The sequence below is a fragment of the Klenkia terrae genome (assembly GCF_900491935.1).
Taxonomy (GTDB): Bacteria; Actinomycetota; Actinomycetes; order Mycobacteriales; family Geodermatophilaceae; genus Klenkia; species Klenkia terrae.
This window is the reverse complement of record NZ_UEXK01000004.1, coordinates 790,177-811,350: the sequence shown is the minus strand read 5'-3', so window position 1 is coordinate 811,350 and position 21,174 is coordinate 790,177. Positions and strand designations below refer to the sequence as shown.

Below are 21,174 nucleotides of genomic sequence, written 5' to 3'. Positions count from 1 at the left end.
CCCACCCGGTTCGCCGGGTGGGCCTCCGTCGTCTCAGCTGCGGGCGCCGGCCTCGCGGTCGCGCTGCTGGGCGTGCAGCGAGCGGGCGACGCCGTCGCGGCCCTCGCTGACCAGCCGGCGCAGCGGGGCCGGGTGGCCCGGGTCGGCCAGCCAGGCGTCGGCGGCCCGGACGGTCTCCTCGGACACCTGCTTCGGGAACAGGTACTCCACCGCGTTCTTGGCGATCTCGCCCGGGCGCCGCTCCCACATCGGGGCGATCTCGGCGAAGTAGCGGGTCACGTAGGGCGCGGTGAGCCCGCGCTGGGCCGGGTGCCAGAACCCGGCCACCATCGCCTCGTGCGTCGAGTTGGCGATCGACTCGTCGCGGAAGGCCCGCTCCCAGGTGTCGGCCTTGGCCGCCTCGGTGGGGCGCAGCGCCCGGGCCGTCGCGACGCGTCGGGCGCCGGTCGCCGTGGCGTCCCGGTCGGCCTCGGCGTCGATCTCGGCGTCGCCGGCCGCGCCCACGGCGACCAGGCCGTGCAGGAACGCCCAGCGCGCGTCGGCGTCCACCTCCAGGCCGGGCACCTCGAGCGAACCGTCCAGCAGCCCGCGCACCGCGGCGACCTGCTCCTCGGTGCGGGCCGCCGAGGCCAGCGTGCGCGACCACTGCAGCTGGGCGTCCGAGCCCGGCTCCGCCGCGTGCAGCGCGGCCAGCGCCTTGTCACCGAGCGCGGCCCAGCCGCTGTCGGCCCAGGCCGGGTCGACGTAGTTGGACAGCGCCGCCTGCACCCGGGCCAGCAGGGACTGCACGACGGAGATCTCGGTCTCGGCGTCGACGCCGGCCAGCACCAGGGCGACCCAGTCCCGCGCGGCCAGCTCGCCGTCGCGGGTCATGTCCCAGGCGGCCGACCAGCACAGCGCGCGGGGGAGCGGGTCGGCCAGGTCGCCGATCCGGGACCGCAGCGTGGCCAGCGACCGCTCGTCGAGCCGGATCTTGGCGTAGGTGAGGTCGTCGTCGTTGACCAGCACCAGGTCGGCGGCGGGGTGGCCGAGAAGCTGGCCGACCTCGGTGCGGGCACCCCGGACGTCGAGCTCGACCCGGTGCGTGCGGGTCAGCCCCTCGGGACCGGCGGTGTAGAGGCCGACGGCCAGCCGGTGGTCGCGCAGCACGGGGTGCTCGGCCACGGCGGTCTGCTCGATGGCGAAGGAGCGGTACCGGCCGTCCTCGTCGGTCTCGAACACCGGCCGCAGCGTGTTGACCTGGCTGGTCTGCAGCCACTGCTGCGCCCAGGCGGTGAGGTCGCGCCCGGTGGCCTCCGACAGCGGGCCGAGCAGGTCGGCCAGCGTGGTGTTGCCGTACTCGTGGGTGCGGAAGTAGCGGCGCACGCCCGACAGGAACGCGTCCTGCCCGACGTAGGCCACCAGCTGCTTGAGCACCGAGGCGCCCTTGGCGTAGGTGATGCCGTCGAAGTTCACCTCGACCGCGGCCACGTCGACCATGTCCGCGGCGATCGGGTGGGTGGAGGGCAGCTGGTCCTGGGCGTAGGCCCAGGACTTCTCGGTGTTGGCGAACGTCGTCCAGGCCGTCGTGTACTCGGTGGCCTCGGCCTGGCACAGCGTGGAGATGTAGGTGGCGAAGGACTCGTTGAGCCACAGGTCGTCCCACCAGCGCATGGTCACCAGGTCGCCGAACCACATGTGCGCCAGCTCGTGCAGGATCGTCTCGGCGCGCCGCTCGTAGCGGGCCCGGCTGGTGCGCGACCGGAAGACGTAGTCCTCCAGGAACGTCACGCAGCCGGCGTTCTCCATCGCCCCGGCGTTGAACTCGGGCACGAAGAGCTGGTCGTACTTGTCGAACGGGTACGGGTAGTCGAAGACCCGGTGGTAGAAGTCGAAGCCCTGCTTGGTCACCTCGAAGATCGCGTCGGCGTCCAGGTGCTGGGCCAGCGAGGCCCGGCAGTAGATGCCCAGCGGCAGGCCCTCGTGGGAGTCGGTGACCTTGGCGTAGGGGCCGGCGACCAGGGCGACCAGGTAGGTGGAGATCCGCTTGGTGGGCTCGAAGTGGACCAGCTGGGAGCCGGCCGCGCCGGCCTCGATGGTGCGGCCCCCGGTGTTGGAGACGACCTGCCAGTCGAAGGGCGCGGTCACGTGCACGGCGAAGGTGGCCTTGAGGTCGGGCTGGTCGAAGCAGGCGAACATCCGCTTGGCCTCGGCCGGCTCGAAGTGCGAGTACAGGTAGACCGCGTCGTCCTCGGGGTCGACGAACCGGTGCAGGCCCTCGCCGGTGCGGGAGTACCGGCACTCGGCGTCGACCACGAGCTCGTTGGTCGCGGCCAGGCCGGGCAGCGCCAGGCCGCCCTCCTCGGTGTACCCGGAGACGTCCAGCGCGGTCCCGTTCAGGGTCGCGGAGTGCACCTGCGCGGCCACCAGGTCGACGAACGTGTCGCTGCCTGGTGTCGCCGCGTCGAAGCGGATCGTCGTCGTCGACCGGAACGTCTCGGCACCGGCGTGGCCGGAGCCGTCGGTGACGTCGAGCTGGAGGTCGTACTCGTGCACGGTGAGGAGCTGGGCGCGCGCGGCCGCAGCATCGCGGGTCAAGTTGGGAACAGCCACGCGGGGCAGCTTCCCACGTCGGTCGGACATCCCCGGGTGGGCGGGGGACTGGTGTGGACCAGCGGGTCCGGTGGGAATGCCGGGACCGAGCCCGCCCTTGAGCGCGTCAGCAGCCCCATCGCCGTCCCGAACCCGAAGGAGATCGCATGACCGAAGCCGTGCAGAGCGCCCCCACCGCAGCCAAGGTGGACGTCTACGTCGACCCGCTGTGCCCCTGGGCCTGGTTGACCAGCCGCTGGGTGATCGAGGCGTCGAAGGTCCGTGACCTCGACGTGCACTGGCACGTGATGAGCCTGGCCGTCCTCAACGAGGGCCGGGACCTCCCGGAGCAGTACGTCGAGATGATGAAGCAGGCGTGGGGCCCGGTCCGCGTGCTGATCGCCGCCGCGCAGCAGCACGGCGAGGAGGTCCTCGGCGACCTCTACACCGCGATGGGCACCCTGCGGCACCAGGAGGGCCAGGAGCTGGCCGACGTGATCGCCCCGGCGTTGGCGAAGGTCGGCCTGCCGGCCTCGCTGGCGGAGGCCGCGGACTCCACCGAGTACGACGAGGCCCTGCGGAAGAGCCACCACGAGGGCATGGACCCCGTCGGCGAGGAGGTCGGCACCCCGGTCCTGCACGTGGACGGCGTCGCCTTCTTCGGCCCGGTCATCAGCCGCGTGCCCACCGGCGAGGACGCCGGCAAGGCCTTCGACGGCGCCGTCCTGCTGGCGAACATGCCCGGCTTCTGGGAGCTCAAGCGGACCCGCACCGAGGAGCCCGACTTCTCCACGGTCCCGGCCTCCGCGCTGGAGATCGGCACCAAGGCCTGAGCACCGGGTGCGGCATGCTCGAGGGCATGCCGCACCCCCGCCGCCAGCGCATCCTCATCACCGGCGCCAGCTCCGGCCTCGGCGAGGGCATGGCCCGTCGCTGGGCCGCCGCCGGCCACGACCTGGCCCTGGTGGCCCGCCGCACGGACCGGCTCGACGCCCTCCGGCGGGGGCTGACGGCGACCGGTGCGACCGTGCTCACCGCGGCGCTGGACGTCGACGACCCGGATGCGGTCGCCGAGATCGTGCCGCGGCTGGCCGGGGAGCTCGGCGGGCTGGACCGGTTCGTGGCCAACGCGGGGCTCGGCAAGGGCGTACCGGTCGGCACCGGCGGAGCCCGGCCCAACCGGGCCGTGCTGACCACCAACGTGCTGGGCACCCACGCGTGCTGCGAGGCCGCCGTCGCGCTGTTCCGGGCCCAGGGCCACGGCCACCTGGTGGTCATCAGCTCGGTCGCCGGCGTGCGGGGCATGGGCGGCACCCGCACCGCCTACGCCACCTCCAAGGCCGCCGACGCGGTCCTCGCCGAGGGCATCCGGGCCGACCTGCTGGCCTCCCGCGCCACCCGGGGCATCCGGGTGACCACGATCCACCCCGGCTTCATCGAGACCGACATCAACACCGGCCGCCGGGGTCCGTTCACCGTCGACCTGGACACCGGCGTCGACGCCCTGGTGGCGGCGGTCGACCGCGAGCCGGTGCGGGCCTACGTCCCCGAGTGGCCCTGGCGCGCGGTCTCGGGCCTGCTGCGGGTGCTGCCGCTCCCGGTGGCCGCCCGCCTGTCGTAGCCGTGCGATTGGATGGGGCCATGCGCGTCTTCCTCGGCACCGACCACGCCGGACTCGAGCTCAAGGCCCACCTGATGCAGGCCGTCGCCGCCGCCGGCCACGAGCCGGTCGACTGCGGGGCCTTCGACTTCGACCCCCAGGACGACTACCCGCCGTTCTGCATCGAGGTGGGCGAGCGGGTGGTGGTCGAGCCGGGCTCCCTCGGCATCGTCATCGGCGGCTCGGGCAACGGCGAGCAGATCGCGGCCAACAAGGTGCCCGGGGTGCGCGCCGCGCTGGTCTGGAACACCTCGACCGCCGAGCTGGCCCGTCAGCACAACGACGCCAACGTGGTGGCCGTCGGCGGCCGGCAGCACACCGTCGAGGAGGCCACCGAGCTGGTGCTGACCTTCCTGCGCACCCCGTTCAGCCACGACGAGCGGCACGTCCGGCGGATCGGCCTGATCGCCGAGTACGAGCAGGAGCGCCACCACCCCGCGGGGGGCTGAGATGGGCGGCGACGACGTCCGGACGGCGGTCGACGAGGCCGTCGCCGTGCTGTCCCGGGTGCCGGACCCCACGGCGCCGGTCCTGGACACCGACGTCGCCGGCGTCGTCTGGCACATCGGTGAGTGCCTGCACTGGTACGGCCACGACCTGCTGCTCGGCCGGGTCGACCTCACCGCCGGCCGCTACGAGCGCGACCCCGACGCCGGCTACGGCCGCCTGGTCACCGGGCTGACCACCTGGGGCGAGGTGCTGGCCCGGGTGCTGGACGCCGCCGACCCGGGGGAGCGCGGCTTCCCCCCCTTCGGCTCGCCCGCCCCCGCCGGGTTCGCCGCGATGGCCTGCGCCGAGGTGCTCGTGCACACCGGGGACGTCGTCGAGGCGGTCGGGCTGCGCTGGTCCCCGCCGGTCGACGTGGTCGTCGCGACGCTGGCCCGGGTGTTCCCCGACGCCCCGACCGACACCGACCCGGCCACCACGCTGCGCTGGGCCACCGGCCGCGCCGACCTGCCCGGTCGCCCGCGGCCGACGTCCTGGCGCTACGCCTCGGCACCCTGAGGGGTGCCCCGACCGCGGCTCAGAACGAGTCGGGGCTCTGCGGGGCGACCGGCCAGGAGAACGACGTGGAGGCCAGCGCCACCGCGCCGGGGCTGACCTCGGTGATCCGGCCGGCCCGCAGCAGCGTGCCCAGCGAGACACCGCCCAGGTAGGCGGCGCCCAGCTCCTCGATGCCCAGCACGAAGTCCGGGTCGCGGTCGGTGCGGGCGCAGTGCCCGCCGGCCGGGTGGCCGGTGAGCCGCCAGCGACCGTCGTTCCACGGGCAGAACGGGTCGCGCACCTCCAGCACCAGGTCGATCGGCGCCGGGTAGCGGCGGGCGGCCAGCGCGCGGTCCACGTCGACCAGGCGCACCCAGAGGGCGTCCGAGGGCGTGGTGGTGACCGAGCGGGGGTCGGCGACCATCGCGCGCAGCGGGTCCTCGGCGCCCAGCGACCACGAGGTCAGCTCGCGCACCAGGTCGTGGCCGAGCAGGAACCGCCACAGCGCCACCCGCACCACCGGGTCGGCGGCGACCAGGTCCACCACCTGCAGCTGGCTCTGCGGGTCGTCCCGCAGGGACCACTTCTCCTTCTGCCGGTAGCTGGCGTACCCGGTGACCTGGCCGTCGTCCGCCGTGTGCAGCGCGTAGCGCCGCTCGGTCCAGCCGTCGCGGTCGTCCTTGTCGTCGCGCAGCCGGCGGTCCCACCACCGGCCGTCGCGGGCGAGGTGGCCGGGCACCTCGCGGCGCAGCCGGTCGTAGAGCGGGACGGCGGCGGCGCGGTACCCGTCCAGGTCGGTCATGGTGACCCGGCCGGTGGACACCGGCAGGTCGCCGCGCAGCCGGACCCGCGAGGGGTCCAGGGAGAGGTTTCCGCGCCACACCGCCGGGGCGTAGCCGAACCGGCCGTAGATGCCGCCCTCCGCGGCCCACAGCGCGGCCACCGGCTCGCGGCCGGCGGCGTGCACCTCGTCGAGCTGCCGACGCATGATCGCGGTGAGTACACCGCGCCGGCGGTGGGTGGGCGAGACGGTGACCCAGGTGAGGCCCGCGGTCGGGACGACGCCGCCGGGCACGGTCAGCTCGAGGCTGTAGATGCCGGCGGTGGCCGCGACGAACCCGTCCTCGACCAGGGCCAGCGACCGGTCGAGCTCGGCGGTCGGCCGTGGCTCGTCGACGTAGGGGCCGGTGGGGTCCTCGCCGAAGACCCGCCTCATCGCCCGGCCGAAGGCCGGCCACTCGGGGGCCTCGATCGGGCGGAGGGCGGCGACGAGGTCGGGGTCGGCGGACGGGACGGAGGCGGTCACCCCTCCTCTCTACCGGTCGGCGGCTCCCGGGGCGACCGCTCTCCGTCGTCACCGGATGGTGACGACGCGACCGCCGCGGGGCCGTTAGCCTCGTGAACGGCCTGCGTACCGACGCGGGCCCCGACGAGAGAAGGTCCATGCGCTCCGCCCCCGTCCCCGTCCTCGCGCTCGCCGGGCTGCTCGTGCTCTCGGCCTGCTCCGGCTCCGACGGGGGGTCCGACCCGGCTGCGGCCGAACCGGCGGCCGGGCAGCCGGTGACCAGCACGCCGGGCGCCGCGGTCACGATGGTCGCCGACACCGACCCGGTGGCCGCCGCGATCTCCACCAGCCGGGCGCTGTACGAGTCCTCCCCGGTGGCCGCGGTCGCCCCCGACGAGGACCCGCTGCCGGGCGACGCCGTGGACGCCGCGCAGGAGCTGGGGGTCCCGCTGCTGCTGGTGGGCGAGGACCCCGCCGCGGTGCGGGACGAGCTGGACCGGCTGGGCGCCGACCAGGTGGTGCTGGCCGACGGCGCCGGCGTCGCCGACGGCGAGCTGGGCGACCGGGACGTCGTCGACGTCGGCGGGGAACTGCCCGAGGTGGCGGCGCCCGAGGCGCTGGCCGACGTCGTCGTCCTGGACAGCGGTGCCCCCGAGGCGGCCGCCGGTGCGGTGACCGCCCGCGCGGCCGGTGCCACCGTCGTCGACACCGCCGGGCAGACCGACCCCCGAGCCTCCGCCGACGTCGTGACCGCCCTGGACGGCGCGGCGCCGGCCGCCGTGCTGGCGCTGGGCGCGGCGTTCGCCGGCGTGCAGGGGCTGGACTGGAAGACCGCGACCGCCGCGTCGGGCACGCAGCTGCCCGGCGGGGGCCAGCTGCTGTTCCCCGAGCACTTCCTGGTGGCCATGTACGGGTCGCCCGAGGGCCCGGCGCTGGGCGTCCTGGGCGAGCAGGGCCTGGACGAGTCGATCGCCCGGGCCGGCGAGTTCGCCGCCCCCTACGACGCGCTGCTGCCGGACAAGACCGTCGTCCCCACGTTCGAGATCATCGTGACGGTGGCCTCGGCGTCGGCAGGACCGGACGGCAACTACTCGACCGAGACGGACCCGGCGGCCCTGCGGCCCTACGTGGAGGCCGCCGGCGCCGCCGGGCTCTACGTGATCCTCGACCTGCAGCCCGGGCGGACCGACTTCCTCACCCAGGCGCAGCAGTACCAGTCGTTGCTCGAGCTGCCCTACGTCGGGCTGGCGCTGGACCCGGAGTGGCGGCTGCAGCCCGACGAGACCCACCTGAACCAGATCGGGTCGGTCGGCGTCGACGAGGTCAACTCGGTCGTCACCTGGCTGGCCGACCTGACCCGGGCGAACGCGCTGCCGCAGAAGCTGCTGGTGCTGCACCAGTTCCAGCTGCGGATGATCACCGACCGCGAGCGGCTGGACACCTCCCGCGAGGAGCTGGCGATCATGGTGCACGTGGACGGGCAGGGCAGCCAGCCCGCGAAGCAGGGGACGTGGAACGCCCTTCACCAAGGGGCCCCTTCTCCGATCTACTGGGGCTGGAAGAACTTCATCGACGAGGACGAGCCGATGCTCACCCCCGAGCAGACCGTCGCGCAGGCCCTCCCGTTGCCGGAGCTCGTCACCTACCAGTGAGCTGAGGACCGCCATGACCGAGCTGCTCGAACCCACCGCCGTGCTCGATGCCACCGCCGTGCCCGCGCCCGTCGGCCGGGACGAGCTCGAGGCCCGGATGGCCGAGCACCGGCGGGAGCTGACCGGCTACTGCTACCGGATGCTGGGCTCCTCGTTCGACGCCGAGGACGCCGTGCAGGACACGATGGTCCGGGCGTGGCGCTCGCTGGACAAGCTGCAGGGCCCGGGGGCGCTGCGCTCGTGGCTCTACCGGATCGCGACCAACGTCTGCCTGGACCTGCTCGACGGCCGCAAGCGCCGGGCCCTGCCGGTGGACATGTCCGACGAGCCCTACGCGCCGGTCGAGGCCTCGCTGGCGCAGACCCTGCCCGACGGCGCGTGGGTGGAGCCGGCCCTGACCGGGACGGTGCTCGGCGGGGACCCGGCCGACGCCGCCGTCCTGAAGGACTCCGTACGGCTGGCGTTCGTGGCCGCGCTGCAGGTGCTCCCGCCGCGGCAGCGGGCGGTGCTGGTGCTGCGGGAGGTACTGCGCTGGCGGGCCGAGGAGGTGGCCGGCCTGCTGGACACCACCACGGCCGCGGTGAACAGCGCCCTGCAGCGGGCCCGGGCCACGCTGGCCGGCCACGACGGCAAGGCCCGCCCCGGCGAGGTCGACGCCGACCAGGCCGAGCTCCTCGCCGCCTACGTCGACGCGTTCCAGCGCTACGACATGGCTGCGTTCGTCAAGCTGCTGCACGACGACGCCGTCCAGGACATGCCGCCGTTCGCCATGTGGCTGCGCTCGGCCGAGGACGTCGTCGCCTGGATGGTCGGGCCGGGCTCGGGCTGCCGGGGGTCGGTGCTGATGCCGGTGGAGCTCAACGGGTCGACGGCGTTCGCGCAGTGGAAGCCCGACGGCTCCGGTGGCTGGGCGCCCTTCGCCCTCCAGGCACTGGAGGTGCACGACGGGAAGATCAGCCGGATCACGTCGTTCCTGGACACCGGCCTGTTCGACCTCTTCGGCCTGCCCCCGACCCCGCCGGCAGAGCTGCTCCGCGGATGATGCCCGCCCACCGGTCGGCCGTGCTTCAGCGCGGGTGCGAGCGAGCGAGCTCGGCCAGACGGGCGTTGTAGGCCTCCAGGTCGGCCTCCACACGACGGTCGGCAGTGGGGCTCCGACGGTCTTCCGAGCTGGCCCACTGCCAGAAGACGATCGTGAACGCCAGGATGGTGGGCACCTCCCCGAAGCCCCAGACGACGTTGCCCGCCGCCAGCTGGTCGGTCATCACGTCGATGTCCCAGTCCGCCGGAGGGGAGGCGAAGGCGTGCACCAGCGGCCTGCTGGCCATCATGACGATGACCGCGAAGAACGCGTGGAGCGGTCCCGGGGCAGCGAGCTCCACCAGCCGCATCGGGAACGACGCCCGGTGCGGCCACGGTCCGATGGCGAACGTGCCGCCGAAGGCGATCAACCCGCTGGACAGGAAGAACACGAGCATGACGAGGTTGCCCTGCCACGTGCGCATGAGCACGTCGAAGAGCTCGGTGAAGTAGATGCCGTACAGGCTCCCGATGAACAGGGCGGTGGAGACAGCTGGGTTCGCGATGACCCGGGCCGCCCGGCTGCGCAGGGTCCGCAGCAGCACCGCTCGCAGGAAGACCGCCCGACCTCGGCGGGGGAGCGCCCGCACCGCCAGGCTCACCGGTCCGCCCAGCATGATCAGCGCCGCCGACAGCACACCCAGCACCATCTTCTGCACCATGTGCACCGAGAACAGCGCCATCGCATAGCCCGCCATCTGCGTGGCGGTCACCAGCCAGACGGTCCCGATGCCGGTGACGAAGCTCGCCGTGCGGTACCAGGCCCACCGCATCCCGCGGCGCCGCAACGTCCACACCCCGAGGAGGTAGGCGACGAGGGCCACGAGGGCGATCGCCGGGAGGACCGACGTCCGGTCCAGGTGCGGTGTCAGCATCCGGGCCAGCGTCGGTGCGGCCTCCGGCATCCACATCAGACGGCCCCGGAGCAGGTCGGACGGTGGTGCTGATGCCGACCACGCCGTCCGTGGTGCGCAGCAGCGTCGGTCGTCCCGGTCGGCCGGGCGGTCCCTCCCGCGTCGCCGTGGCTCAGCGGCGCCGCTGGCACCGCAGGGATGAGGTGGACCAGGTAGATCCGCTCCAGGTCTCTCCTATGCACGATAGGAGCTTAGGCGACCGCCCCGGCCAGCGGCGTCCCCGGACGGCCAGCTCGCCGGGCAACGGCACACTCATGGTCGCCCGCGCCGCGGTCGCCGCGGCAGCCAGCGCACGGCCGGTCCGACCAGGAGCGCCGCGGCGACGGCGAGCAGGACCGGGAGGTCGCCGGTCCGGGCGTAGGGGGTCAGGCCGGTGCGCAGCGGGACGGCGCCGGTGAGGAGTTCCGGTGTCCCGAGCCCTCCCTGCGCGACGACCCTCCCGTCGGGCAGCACGATCGCGGTGTAACCGGTCGGTGCCGCCTGCAGGACCGTGCGGTCCAGCTCCCGGGCCCGCATCCGGGCAGCGGCAACCTCGGTCGCGGGTACCTCCTCCGTCGTGTACGAGGCAGCGTTGGTCGGGACCAGCAGGAGCTGGCCGCCGGCGGTGACGGCGGCGCGGGCGCGGTCGGAGAAGAAGACCTCGTAGGAGATGACCACCCCCAGCGCCCCCGCCGGGGTGGCCAGCGATCCGGGACCCCTGCCCGGGATCGCGTCCCGCGGGACGAGCGCGGTCATCTCGGAGATGAGCTCGAACAGACCACGTGCCGGGATGTACTCCCCGAAGGGCACCCGGTGCACCTTCTCGTAGCGGTCGACGATGCGGCCGTCGGGTCCCCAGGCGACGGCCGCGTTGCGGAAGGTCGTCTCCCCGGACTCGGTGACACCGGCGACGACGGTGGCGCCGGTGCGCCGGGCGAGCGCCGCGACCCGGTCGGCCTCGGCCGTGCCGGCCACCGGACCGGTCACCAGGATGCTGCTCTCCGGCCAGAGCACGAGATCGAGGCCGGCGGGCAGCTCCTCGCTGACGTCGAACAACCGCTCGGTCACAGCCTGCTCGTCGGACTGGACAGCAGGGACGCCGCGGGGTCCCCCGCCCTGCACGAGGGCGACCTGCAGGTGGCCCGCGGCTGCGTCGTCCGGCGCTGCGAGCGCGACGGCGGACGCGCTGAGCGCCACCAGTGCCGCGACCAGCACCAGTGCGCGGGCGCGTTGGTGGGCCACGGCGAGGCCGGTCGCAGCAGCACCCGCGCCGATGGCGAGCCCGACGACGAGGAGGGATCCGCCGAGAGGTGCGGCCGCCGCCAAGGGGCCGTCCACCTGGCCCAGGGCCGTCCCCGGGAGGGGGAAGCCGCCGAAGGGAAAACGGGCCCGCACGCTCTCCAGCGCCACGAACGCCGCCGGGACCGTCCACCAGCGCCCCCGGCCGGGATCCACCACCAGCATCGCCGCGGCGAAGAGGGCAACCTCGAGCACGAGGACGGCCGCGAAGCCGGCCGGGTGGAAGTCGGTGAGCCAGGACAGCGTCGGCGCGAAGAAGGCCACCCCGGCCACCATCCCCAGGAGCAACCGCTGTCGCCATGGCCGGCCGAGCAGCGCCCAGGTGAGGGCAGCGGCGCCCAGCGGCGCCAGGTACCACGCCGACCGAGGCGGCATGCTGCCCGCCAGCAGTGCTCCGGCGGCCAGTCCCGCGGACAGCTGCTGCCAGCCGGGCAGCCATCGACCACGTCGTCCGTCGGCCGCCGTGGCCTCGCGCTGCGCGGCGGGGGACGGCGCGGGCTCGTCGCGGGTCACGACGCAGCGCCGACGGAGCGCCGGGATGCGACCTCGCCGGGCCGCGCGTCGGCCGGTACCGGGACCCGGTGGGAGTCGGGCCGGCCGACCGCCGCGACACCGCAGACCGGCGCACGTGCCCGAACCGGGTCCGGCACCCCCGCCGCCGCGTCTGCGGGAGCGGTGACGCCCGTCGACCTCGGGCGCCTGGGAGACGTCGGTGCGGTGCGGGCCGGCCGGGTGGGGGACACGCCCCAGCCTAGGAGACGGGCGCCGTGGCCGGGGACGGGGCTGCGCCCGGACTCGTCGCCACGCCGAGGTCCATGCCCCGGTGACGGTGTGGGGCGCACGAGTCGGCGGGGTCGGCGGCGCTGCGGGGGTGCACCCCGCGACCCGTCCTCGCCCGGGTGACCGAGCAGTCGGCCGAGATGACCGCTGCCGCGACCTGCACCGCCCGTGCGCCCCGACGGACCCGGCGACGTGGGTGTCAGGCCAGGGTCTCCAGGCCGTAGAGGGCGATGAAGCCCACGAAGAACATGGTCGTCATCAGTGCGGTCTCCCGGCCGCTCTCGTGCGCCTCCACGAGCAGTTCCTCGACCACCAGCCACAGGAGCGCCGCGGCGGCGAACGCCAGGACCAGAGCCTGTGCTCCGTCCGACGCCCCGTCCAGCAGCACGGCTCCGGCGACCGCGCCGACCGCCACCCCCAGGGACAGGGCCGACGTGGTCGCCGCTGCGCGCACGCGACCCACACCGGCCCGGGTGAGCTGAGAGGTGACGGCCAGCCCGAGGAAGAGGACCTCCAGGGTGAGAGCGACCGTGAGGACCAGCCCAGCGCCCTGGCCGAGCGTCACGCCGACCCCGACGAGCAGACCGTCCACGAGCAGGTCGATGCCGACGACGACCACGAGACCGGTGGGGAACGCCGCGCGGCCGCCGCCGCCGGGTGCCGGCTGGTCCGCAGGCTCGAGGCGCTGCACGAGCAGCAGGAGTGCCACCCCGGCGGCGAAGCCCAGGACGGTGATGCCGTAGCCGCCGCGCTCGCGCAGGTCGGGGAGCACCTCGCCGGCGACAGCAGCGAGCACCACGCCGGCGGCGAAGTGCTGGATGACGCTGGTCGCGCGTCGACCCGGGGGGCGCAGGACAGCCAGTACCGCTCCCGCGACCGTGGCCAGCACCGGGAACAGCACCAGGAAGCCAGCTTGTTGCAGTGCGCCACTCTCCACGCCCGGACCATGCCGCATCGCCGGCAGGTGCGCCCGGCGGACGGGTGGAACCGCTGACCGAGGGACCCCGGACGACGGGCTGGCGGTGACGTGTGACCCCTGGCGCTTGACAACTCGGCTGTCCTCGGCGAACTCTGCACATATGAGCAGTCGTTCACAAGTGGCCCCCGCGAGGGCGAGCCTCCATCCAGGTGGCAGCGATCACGTCCACGAACGGGACACCGACCGGGTGGAGGCCGTCCGGGCCGACCTGCCCGATGCCGAGGCGGTCGAGGAACTGGGGGCCACCTTCGGCCTGCTCGCCGACGCCAGCCGGCTGCGGCTGCTGATCGCCTTGCTGGACGGCGAGATGTGCGTGTGCGATCTCGCGGACGCGTGCGGGCAGAGCGAATCCGGGGTGTCGCACGCGCTGCGGCTGCTGCGGGCCCACCGGGTCGTGGCGGTGCGCCGGAGCGGCCGGCGGGCCTTCTACCGGCTGGCCGACGCCCACGTCCGGATGCTGCTGGACCTGGCCCTCGCCCACCATGCCCACGCCACCCCGCTGGGCACCATCGACGGAGACGCACGATGAGCCGCACGGACGACGCCGCAGACCACGCCCACGACGACGGGGACGAGCACGACAGCGGTGGGGGGCATTCGCACGGGCCGCGGATCGGCAGTGCCGGAGCCGAGCACCAGCGGCCCCTGGCGATCGCCTTCGGGCTCACCGCGACCTACGCCCTGGTAGAGGTCGTCGGTGGCGTCCTCAGTGGCTCGCTCGCGCTGATCAGCGATGCGGCCCACATGGGCACCGACACGTTGGGTCTCGGGCTGGCGTTGGCAGCGATCCAGCTGGCCAAGCGGCCGGCTGCCGGAGGCCGCACGTACGGCACCTACCGGCTGGAGGTGCTGGCGGCGGTCATCAACGGACTGTTGCTGTTCGGCGTCGCCTTCTACGTGCTCTTCGAGGCGTATCGCCGGTTCCAGGAGCCGTCGGAGGTTCTGGGGGTGCCGATGCTCATCGTGGCGGCCGTCGGACTGATCGTGAACCTCATCTCCTTCCGGCTGCTCATGGCCGGGTCCAAGGAAAGCCTCAACCTGAAGGGCGCCTACCTCGAGGTGATGGCCGACATGCTCGGCTCCGTCGGTGTCATCGTCGGTGCCATCGTCATCGCCGTGACCGGCTTCCGCCAGGTCGACACCATCGTCGGCGTCGCCATCGGACTGTTCATCCTGCCGCGGACCTGGCAACTGATGCGCCAGGCCCTGCGCATCCTGATGGAGGTCGCCCCGCCCGGGGTGGACGTCGACGCCGCCACCAGGGAACTGGCGGGTGTGCCCGGGGTCAAGGAGGTCCACGACCTGCACATATGGACGCTGACCAGCGGGATGGAAGCGGCCACCGTGCACATCGTGGTCGACGACCGCGGCGTCGACTGGCACGGCATCCTCGACCGGACCCGGTCGATCCTCATGGAGAAGTACGGGGTCACCCACCCGACCATCCAGTTGGAGCCGGAGGAGCACGTCGAGCAACCGGCGGGCTTCTGATGGTCCAGCAGGCGCTGGCGGGGGTGCCGTGGCGGGTGTCGTGGGTGTCGAGCAGGCGCACCGTCACCGGCGGCGCAGCCATTGCCGGGGTGACGTGATCGACTGACGCCGCGTGGGCGGTCGCCAGCCCACCCGATGGGTGCCCGCGACTTCGGGCACCGTCCGGCCGGAGCGCGCAACCGTGCGATCCAGCTCGGTGCGCCGCCGCACCGCGAGCCGGCGCAGGCCGGGATCGCAGGCGCCGACTTGATGGACGTCGCCCGACCGCGCGCGAACTCGGTGCAGCGCTAGCAGAGCTTGTGCTGCACCACAGACAGTTCGGCCTTCTCGCACAGGGATCGGCTGGCCGTCGTCGATTCCGAGGGAAACCGCCTCGGCCTCGTGCTCTGCGGCGGAGCTACATCGTGTCGATCCCCCACGTGGGGCGTCATCGCACAATGATCATTGAAGCGGGAACGGTCGACCTGTGGACGTCGGGGGTGTCGGCGTGGGGGGCGGGCCGCCGGGTCACCGGGCAATAGGGCCCTGTCGCCAGCGTGTCGAGGTCCTCCACTGCTCGATGGCCCTAAGCTCCTACCCGTCGTAGTAGCGGAAGGGTCGCGTTGAGGGCTGAACAGCCGAGCAGGTACAGCTGATGAGCGCTGGTCACCGAGCAGCCTCCATGCCGGCCACTTCGATGACCGCCTACGGACGGCGACCGCCCGCACGTCGTCCGGCTGCCTTGCTCGCCGCCCTCGTCCTTGGGGGAGCGGTAGCCACTCAAGTCTTCACGCCCCCTGACACAGCTGGGGGCAGCTCGTTCGCCGAGAGCCAGGACGTCGCTGTCTCCTTCGCGGAGGGGCCCGACGCGGGTACCGATCTGCTCGCCCAGGCCCAGATCACTCTTGAGCAGGCACGCCTGCGGCTGGAAGAGGTGGCAGCCAGCCGGCGCACCCGCGAAGAGCTCGAACGGTCGGCCGCGGTCATGCCCTTCCTCGGGGTGGTGACCAGTGCATACGGATCCCGTTGGGGAACAATGCACGCGGGCATGGACATCGCCGCACCCATGTTCACCCAGGAGGTGGCAGCCGCGGACGGAGTGGTGCTCCGGGCTGGGCCCGCAACGGGTTTCGGGCTCGCGGTCTACATCCAGCACGAGAATGGAGATGTGACCGTCTATCGGCACATGGACTCCGTCCAGGTGGCAACCGGGGATGTCGTCTCCGCGGGAGACCCGATCGCGCTCGTCGGGAACCGTGGTCAGTCCACCGGGCCGCACCTGCATGTTGAGCTACAGCAGGGCGGGATGAATGGTCCGCGGATGGATCCCGTCCGATGGTTGGCCGAGCGCGGCGTCAGCGTGTGACGACGGCTTCGGAGAAGAGCGAGGACGAGACCGTCGCGATGTCCTCCATCTTCATGGCCGGCTACGCACCGACCGACGGTACCGTCGTCGGGCTCAGCCTTGCGCTGCATGCCGTCCAGGTGGGGCCGCTCGTCGACGGCATCCCGCACATCCAGGCCGGCAGCGGCCCGCGCACCGTCCAGCCGGAGCTCACCTCCGTGGCGCGCACCGAGGATGCAGTCACCGTAGGAGTTGCTGGTCGACCGTGACGGGATCCATGGCGAACGGACCGGGGGCGTACACCGACGACGGCTGCGCCGTCGAGGTGTATCGCCGGCTCCCGGTCGGTGAAGACCTCCACGTCATCCACCTCGTCGCAGGGGAAGGTGCCACCATCCTCGACCTCGGGGCCGGTGCAGGACGGCTCGCCGATCCGTTGAGTCTTCTGGGGCACCGCGTCGTCGCAGTCGATGACTCCGCCGAGATGCTGACCCACGTCACCCATGCCAGGACGGTTCGAAGCCGCATCGAGCACCTTGATCTCCCGACGACCTTCGACGTCGTGGTGCTGGCCAGTCACCTGATCAACAATCCCTGCGAACGACGTCGACACCAGTTGCTCCTCACCGTCGCACGCCACCTCGCCGCGGGCGGGCGAGCTCTGGTCCAGTGGCACCCGCCCGTCTGGTTCGACTCCCTCAGCGCGGGGGATGTGTGGGACGAAGCCCTCGGTGACATGAACATCCAGGTTGCGGTGTCCGCCGTGCGCGAGGACGGCGCCCTGCTGGATGCGGTCGTCAGATATGTCTTCCGCGGCACAGCCTGGACGCACGGCTTCACCACACGGAGAATCTTGCTGCGGGACCTTCAGCTCGAGGCTCGAGCCGCCGGACTCGCCATTCATCCACCTGACGACCCAGCTGTCACCTGGTTGCTGGCCACCATCAGCTGACCCTCGGTCGTTCAGGTAGTCCATCTGTGTCGTACTGGCGGTGCACGCCGAGGCTCGCCTGATCGTCTTCGCCCGCACCCTCACCCGGTGGTCGGCCGGTTGGCCCCAGGCGCACTGTCCCGTCCCTGGTTCCACGTCTCCATCACATTCGGGTCGGCACATGCTGCCCAGGGTGGGCGCCCGTCCTCGGCGGTCGTGGCAGTCGCCTGCGGGAGACGCGCAGGTAGGACCGCCGACCGCGGTCACGGTGGGGAGGTGGCGGCATCCGTCACCAGCAGGGAGATCATCTCCTCGAGGCGCTCGGCCGATGCCTGACCGACCTGCCGGTCCAGGATCCGCCCATCGGCCGCGACGGCCAAGGTCACCGGCAGGCCGGGCACGCCAAGCTCGTTCAGCAGTCTCTTGTCCCGGTCGACGACGTGCGCGTAGGTCACGTCGAGGTCGGCGAGCAGTGAGGCCGCGGCCGACGGTGTGTCCTCCGTGTTCACGCCGAGGACGCCGACCCGGCTGCCGTAGCGTTCGTACACGTCCTGCAGCAGGGGCATCTCCTCCCGGCAGGGCGAACACCAGCTGGCCCACAGGTTGACCAGGACCGGCCGGTCGCCGAGGTCGTCGAGTGCGACGTCCCCGCCGGGCACCAGGCACGGCAAGGTCAGGGTTGGGAGCGTGTTCCCCCTTGGCGCTCCCTGGCCGTCGGCGGCGAAGGAATCGCACCCGGCCACGTCGCCGGGGACGGCGACCGCGGTGGGCTCGGTGTTGCCCGACGACGGCGCGGCAGCGCCGCAGCCGCTCAGGGCCAGGACGGCCACCAGCACGCCGGCCGAACGGCGTAACCGGGTTCCTGTGGCGCAGCGCGACGTCATCCGGCCTCCACAACTGGTGGTGTCGTCCATCGGTCCACCTCGCGCCCCCGGCCAGCCTACGAAGCCGGGCGGACACATCCCACGGTGGACGCCATGAGGACCAACTACGACACAACGTACTATTTGTCGTAGTATATAACTCTGCACGCGGCGGAGCGTCCGATCGGTGGGAGCGGCGGCTCCTGCGGACTCCCACTGAGCAAGGGAAGGAAGGCATGTCGCACCCGACTGGCCGGTGGAGTTCTGCCGCAACCGGAGTGAGCCGGCGGCGCTTCCTCCAACTCGGCGGTGCCGGTGCCATCGCACTGGGAGGCGGCCTTGCGGGCGTGCGGCTCTTGGGCGACGGCCCACGAGCGGTCGTGTCGCCAGTGGGTCCGTCGTCGGCCGCAGTCGCTGAGGCGGAGGCGGCCCGCGCGACCACCGGGCAGGTCGTGCGTCGCACGCTGCGGGCTGCGCCCGCGACCGTGGACCTCGGCGGGGCCACCGTGCAGACGTGGGCGTACGACGGCACGGTGCCGGGTCAGGAGATCCGCGCCAAGGTCGGTGACGAGCTGCGGGTCAGGCTCATCAATGACCTGCCCGAACCCACCACCGTCCATTGGCACGGCCTCGCGCTGCGCAACGACATGGACGGCGTCCCCGAGGTGACGCAACCGGTGGTGGCGCCCGGAGAAACCTTCGAGTACCGCTTCGTCCTGCCGCACCCCGGCAGCTATTTCTTCCACCCGCACGTCGGTGTCCAGCTCGACAGGGGGCTGCAGGCTCCGCTGATCATCGAGGACCCGACGGAGCCGGGCGACTACGACGAGGAGGTCGTCCTCGTCCTCGATGACTGGACCGACGGACTGGGCCCCGGCCCGGACGATGTCCTGGCCGGGCTGCGGCGCACGGGCATGAGCATGGGCGGCATGTCCATGGGCGGCATGGCGGTCGACCCGGCGAACCCGCTGGGGGACGACACCGGCGACGTCGCCTACCCCGGACATCTGATCAACGGTCGCCTGGCTTCAGCGCCGTTCACCGTCGCATCGGCTCCCGGGCGGCGCGTCCGGTTCCGCATGGTCAACTCCGCAGGGGACACCGCCTACCGGTTCGCCATCGGCGGCCACCGTATGACCGTTACGCACTCCGACGGGTTTCCGGTTCGCCCCGTCGAGGTCGACACGTTGATCATCGGTATGGGGGAGCGGTACGACGTCGTCGTCACGGCCGGCGACGGTGCGTTCCCGATCGTGGCGGTTCCCGAGGGCAAGGACGACGCCGCCGGCTTCGCCGTCCTGCGGACGGCGTCCGGCGACGCGCCAACAGCTGACACGCGCCCGGCCGAACTGGGCGGCGGGCTGCTGAGCTACGCCGACCTCGCACCGACCGAGGGAGTGACCCTGCCGGCCCGGCGCCCGGACCGGACCGTGGAGCTGCTGCTCGAGATGGCGGATGGCGGACGGCGCTGGCTGATCAACGGCAAGGCGTTCCCGGACCACGATCCGCTGGACATCCGAGCCGGGGAGCGGGTGCGGCTGGTGATGAGCAACCAGTCGATGATGTTCCACCCCATGCACCTGCACGGGCACACCTTCGCCGTGGCCGACCGCGCCGGCCGCGGGCTGCGCAAGGACACGATCAACGTGCTGCCCGGTCAGAAGCTCTCGGTTGATTTCGAGGCCGACAACCCGGGCCAGTGGCTGGTCCACTGCCACAACGTCTACCACGGCGAACTGGGGATGATGACCGTCGTCTCCTACGTCGCGTGAGCACGAGTAGTCCCTTCCGTCTTCTCCTGACCGCTGCTACCGAAGGTGACTCCGATGTCGGCGAAGTCCTCGCGCAACAAGAAGCGCACCCCTTCAAGGAAGGGCGGCGCATCGGCGATGGGCGCTCCTCCCGCGGGGGACGGAGGCCTTGTGCACGGGGTGCATGGCCAGGCCGCACCAGCTAGGAGCAGCGACCCGGCCACCCAGGCGCCGGCAGGCGCTGCCTCTCCGCTGAGCGCGTTCCGGCCACCGATACCGATGCCGCCGTCCCGGGCCTTTCCTCCGTCGCGGACGGCGGCGGGGTCCCTCAGAGTGCAGCCGGGTACCGGGCGGGGGGCCGCCCCCCGGCCCGCTGCCGCACCGGTGGCGAAGGCGCCCGCTCCGCCGCGCGCGGGCGTGCCGTCGCCCGTCGCAGCTCCCGCCGGAGGGACGGAACCGGGGGGTGGGACGGCCGTTGCAACCGCGCCGTCCTTGGCTCCGGCTCGCCCACCTTTCCTGGCCGGGGACATGCCAGATGGTCCGGTCCAGGTCATGTCGTGGAACTGCTCCCAGGTCGAGGGCATGGAGCCGCAGGGCCTGGGAATGACGTACTGGTTCGACGCCGCACCGGCGGGCGACGCGTATCCGGTGAGTGTCCGCTTCACGGGACGCCGGGTGTCCGGTGAAGGGAATGGAGGAGGAAAGACCACCTTCGAAACCGTGCGGACGATCCAGCGAGTTGTACCCGGTAGCGGCCGGGTGGCGCTGACCAGCCGGGTCCCCGAACTCTCCGCGGGGACGTGGGAAGTCACCGCCACGCCGGTCGTGCTGACGGGCGCGGACGGGTCGCCGGCCCAGCCGCCCCCACCGATCCCGATGCCCCAGGGGTCGTCCTCCGGGGCGACGGCCTTCCTGCCCGTGGTGAACGTCCGTGCACCCGGTGTCCGGATCGGCGCGTGGCCCGCTCTCGTCGGCCTGGGCTTCGTGGCCGCCGTGATCCTCCAGTGGGTCCTGGGGGTGCAGCGGGACCTCCCCGTCGGCCGCATCCTGCTCGTGTCCTTGCTGGCGGGTCTCGTGGGGCTGGTGGGCGCCAAGGTCTACTACCTGCAGACACACCGTGCGGAGAAGAAGCGGACCTTGACCGCCGGCATGTCGGTGCAGGGATTCGTCATGGCTGCGGTCTCCGTCCTCGTGCTGGCCGGATGGGTGGCGGGCATCGCGGTGGGTGCCATGCTCGACGTCACCGCACCGGGTCTCCTGCTCGGGATGACCATCGGCCGGCTGGGCTGCTTCTTCGGCGGCTGCTGCGTCGGACTGCCGACCGCGTCGCGGTGGGGGATCTGGTCCTCCGACCGGGGGGTCGGCGTACGCCGGGTCCCGGTGCAGCTGTTCGAGTCCGCCATGGCGGGCACCGTCGCCACTCTGACCCTGCTCGCCGTGCTCCTGCTGGACCCGGCCGTCGACGGACTGCTCTTCCTCGCCGGGCTGTCGGCCTACACACTCGGCCGCCAGGTGCTGTTCCCGCTCCGGGTTGTCCCGCGGAAGACGGCGAACGGCCGGGTCATCACCGCGATGGTCACCGGGCTGGTGCTGGTGGCGTCGGTCGTCGGCCTGCTGGTCAGTTGAAGCGA

At 72.8% G+C, this 21,174-nt stretch carries 19 protein-coding genes; 13 read left to right on the top strand and 6 right to left on the bottom strand.

Annotation, left to right across the window (positions count from 1 at the left end; translation table 11 throughout):
* Positions 1 to 33 precede the first annotated feature (33 nt).
* Positions 34 to 2,592, bottom strand: a complete 2,559-nt coding sequence (pepN, locus tag LFA75_RS04165; RefSeq protein ID WP_225232431.1) for an aminopeptidase N — start codon at positions 2,590 to 2,592, stop codon at positions 34 to 36.
* Positions 2,593 to 2,738: 146 nt separating this feature from the next.
* On the opposite strand from pepN, the gene LFA75_RS04160 reads away from it, so the two are divergent.
* From LFA75_RS04160 to LFA75_RS04145, 4 genes are read left to right on the top strand one after another with little or no spacing between them, the layout of a single operon-like run.
* Positions 2,739 to 3,404, top strand: coding sequence for a DsbA family oxidoreductase (locus LFA75_RS04160; RefSeq protein ID WP_225232430.1), 666 nt, complete (start codon positions 2,739 to 2,741; stop codon positions 3,402 to 3,404).
* 26 nt (positions 3,405 to 3,430) lie between these two features.
* The gene (locus tag LFA75_RS04155; protein WP_225232429.1) at positions 3,431 to 4,192 is read left to right on the top strand and encodes an SDR family oxidoreductase; all 762 of its coding nucleotides are present in this window, start codon (positions 3,431 to 3,433) and stop codon (positions 4,190 to 4,192) included.
* 20 nt (positions 4,193 to 4,212) lie between these two features.
* Positions 4,213 to 4,680: a ribose-5-phosphate isomerase gene (locus tag LFA75_RS04150; RefSeq protein WP_225232428.1), complete on the top strand. Its 468-nt coding sequence runs from the start codon at positions 4,213 to 4,215 to the stop codon at positions 4,678 to 4,680.
* Position 4,681: 1 nt separating this feature from the next.
* Positions 4,682 to 5,236: a hypothetical protein gene (locus tag LFA75_RS04145; RefSeq protein WP_225232427.1), complete on the top strand. Its 555-nt coding sequence runs from the start codon at positions 4,682 to 4,684 to the stop codon at positions 5,234 to 5,236.
* A 19-nt stretch (positions 5,237 to 5,255) separates the two neighbouring features.
* Here the strand turns inward: LFA75_RS04145 and LFA75_RS04140 are convergent, their stop codons facing one another.
* Positions 5,256 to 6,521, bottom strand: a complete 1,266-nt coding sequence (locus LFA75_RS04140; RefSeq protein ID WP_225232426.1) for a GNAT family N-acetyltransferase — start codon at positions 6,519 to 6,521, stop codon at positions 5,256 to 5,258.
* A 137-nt stretch (positions 6,522 to 6,658) separates the two neighbouring features.
* Here LFA75_RS04140 and LFA75_RS04135 point away from each other — a divergent pair, with 137 nt between their 5' ends.
* Positions 6,659 to 8,152, top strand: a complete 1,494-nt coding sequence (locus LFA75_RS04135) for a hypothetical protein (RefSeq protein ID WP_225232425.1) — start codon at positions 6,659 to 6,661, stop codon at positions 8,150 to 8,152.
* 13 nt (positions 8,153 to 8,165) lie between these two features.
* The gene (locus LFA75_RS04130) at positions 8,166 to 9,194 is read left to right on the top strand and encodes a sigma-70 family RNA polymerase sigma factor (RefSeq protein WP_225232424.1); all 1,029 of its coding nucleotides are present in this window, start codon (positions 8,166 to 8,168) and stop codon (positions 9,192 to 9,194) included.
* A gap of 25 nt (positions 9,195 to 9,219) precedes the next feature.
* Here LFA75_RS04130 and LFA75_RS04125 read toward each other — a convergent pair whose 3' ends face one another.
* From LFA75_RS04125 to LFA75_RS04115, 3 genes are all read right to left on the bottom strand, one after another.
* Positions 9,220 to 10,107, bottom strand: coding sequence for a cytochrome c oxidase assembly protein (locus LFA75_RS04125; protein ID WP_225232423.1), 888 nt, complete (start codon positions 10,105 to 10,107; stop codon positions 9,220 to 9,222).
* A gap of 291 nt (positions 10,108 to 10,398) precedes the next feature.
* Complete coding sequence (gene lnt, locus LFA75_RS04120; protein WP_225232422.1) at positions 10,399 to 11,937, bottom strand: apolipoprotein N-acyltransferase; 1,539 nt, start codon at positions 11,935 to 11,937, stop codon at positions 10,399 to 10,401.
* A gap of 466 nt (positions 11,938 to 12,403) precedes the next feature.
* A complete protein-coding gene (locus LFA75_RS04115) occupies positions 12,404 to 13,141 on the bottom strand; it encodes a ZIP family metal transporter (protein WP_225232421.1) in 738 nt (245 codons plus the stop codon).
* Between the two features lie 229 nt (positions 13,142 to 13,370).
* Between LFA75_RS04115 and LFA75_RS23775 the strand changes: the two genes are divergently transcribed.
* The 5 genes from LFA75_RS23775 to LFA75_RS04090 all read left to right on the top strand — a co-directional run bounded on the left by LFA75_RS23775 (position 13,371) and on the right by LFA75_RS04090 (position 16,950).
* On the top strand, positions 13,371 to 13,712 hold the full coding sequence (locus tag LFA75_RS23775) for an ArsR/SmtB family transcription factor (RefSeq protein ID WP_318249960.1): 342 nt from the start codon (positions 13,371 to 13,373) through the stop codon (positions 13,710 to 13,712).
* Positions 13,709 to 14,674, top strand: coding sequence for a cation diffusion facilitator family transporter (locus LFA75_RS04105; RefSeq protein ID WP_225232420.1), 966 nt, complete (start codon positions 13,709 to 13,711; stop codon positions 14,672 to 14,674). Before LFA75_RS23775 ends, LFA75_RS04105 begins: the two co-directional genes overlap by 4 nt.
* A 721-nt stretch (positions 14,675 to 15,395) precedes the next feature.
* On the top strand, positions 15,396 to 16,019 hold the full coding sequence (locus LFA75_RS04100; RefSeq protein WP_225232419.1) for a M23 family metallopeptidase: 624 nt from the start codon (positions 15,396 to 15,398) through the stop codon (positions 16,017 to 16,019).
* A complete protein-coding gene (locus tag LFA75_RS04095) occupies positions 16,016 to 16,267 on the top strand; it encodes a hypothetical protein (RefSeq protein ID WP_225232418.1) in 252 nt (83 codons plus the stop codon). Before LFA75_RS04100 ends, LFA75_RS04095 begins: the two co-directional genes overlap by 4 nt.
* Positions 16,268 to 16,275: 8 nt before the next feature.
* A complete protein-coding gene (locus LFA75_RS04090; RefSeq protein WP_225232417.1) occupies positions 16,276 to 16,950 on the top strand; it encodes a class I SAM-dependent methyltransferase in 675 nt (224 codons plus the stop codon).
* Between the two features lie 242 nt (positions 16,951 to 17,192).
* On the opposite strand, the gene LFA75_RS04085 is transcribed toward LFA75_RS04090, so the two are convergent.
* A complete protein-coding gene (locus tag LFA75_RS04085; protein WP_225232416.1) occupies positions 17,193 to 17,843 on the bottom strand; it encodes a TlpA family protein disulfide reductase in 651 nt (216 codons plus the stop codon).
* Positions 17,844 to 18,244: 401 nt separating this feature from the next.
* Here LFA75_RS04085 and LFA75_RS04080 point away from each other — a divergent pair, with 401 nt between their 5' ends.
* Positions 18,245 to 19,564, top strand: coding sequence for a multicopper oxidase family protein (locus LFA75_RS04080; protein WP_225232415.1), 1,320 nt, complete (start codon positions 18,245 to 18,247; stop codon positions 19,562 to 19,564).
* A 699-nt stretch (positions 19,565 to 20,263) separates the two neighbouring features.
* Positions 20,264 to 21,169, top strand: a complete 906-nt coding sequence (locus LFA75_RS04075; RefSeq protein ID WP_225232414.1) for a prolipoprotein diacylglyceryl transferase — start codon at positions 20,264 to 20,266, stop codon at positions 21,167 to 21,169.
* Positions 21,170 to 21,174 lie beyond the last annotated feature (5 nt).

Coding starts and splice junctions, on each gene's coding strand:
- LFA75_RS04160 (WP_225232430.1), top strand. CDS start 2,739: ATGACCGAAGCCGTGCAGAGCGCCCCCACCGCAGCCAAGGTGGACGTC.
- LFA75_RS04155 (WP_225232429.1), top strand. CDS start 3,431: ATGCCGCACCCCCGCCGCCAGCGCATCCTCATCACCGGCGCCAGCTCC.
- LFA75_RS04150 (WP_225232428.1), top strand. CDS start 4,213: ATGCGCGTCTTCCTCGGCACCGACCACGCCGGACTCGAGCTCAAGGCC.
- LFA75_RS04145 (WP_225232427.1), top strand. CDS start 4,682: ATGGGCGGCGACGACGTCCGGACGGCGGTCGACGAGGCCGTCGCCGTG.
- LFA75_RS04135 (WP_225232425.1), top strand. CDS start 6,659: ATGCGCTCCGCCCCCGTCCCCGTCCTCGCGCTCGCCGGGCTGCTCGTG.
- LFA75_RS04130 (WP_225232424.1), top strand. CDS start 8,166: ATGACCGAGCTGCTCGAACCCACCGCCGTGCTCGATGCCACCGCCGTG.
- LFA75_RS04125 (WP_225232423.1), bottom strand. CDS start 10,107: ATGCTGACACCGCACCTGGACCGGACGTCGGTCCTCCCGGCGATCGCC.
- LFA75_RS04105 (WP_225232420.1), top strand. CDS start 13,709: ATGAGCCGCACGGACGACGCCGCAGACCACGCCCACGACGACGGGGAC.
- LFA75_RS04090 (WP_225232417.1), top strand. CDS start 16,276: ATGGCGAACGGACCGGGGGCGTACACCGACGACGGCTGCGCCGTCGAG.
- LFA75_RS04085 (WP_225232416.1), bottom strand. CDS start 17,843: ATGGACGACACCACCAGTTGTGGAGGCCGGATGACGTCGCGCTGCGCC.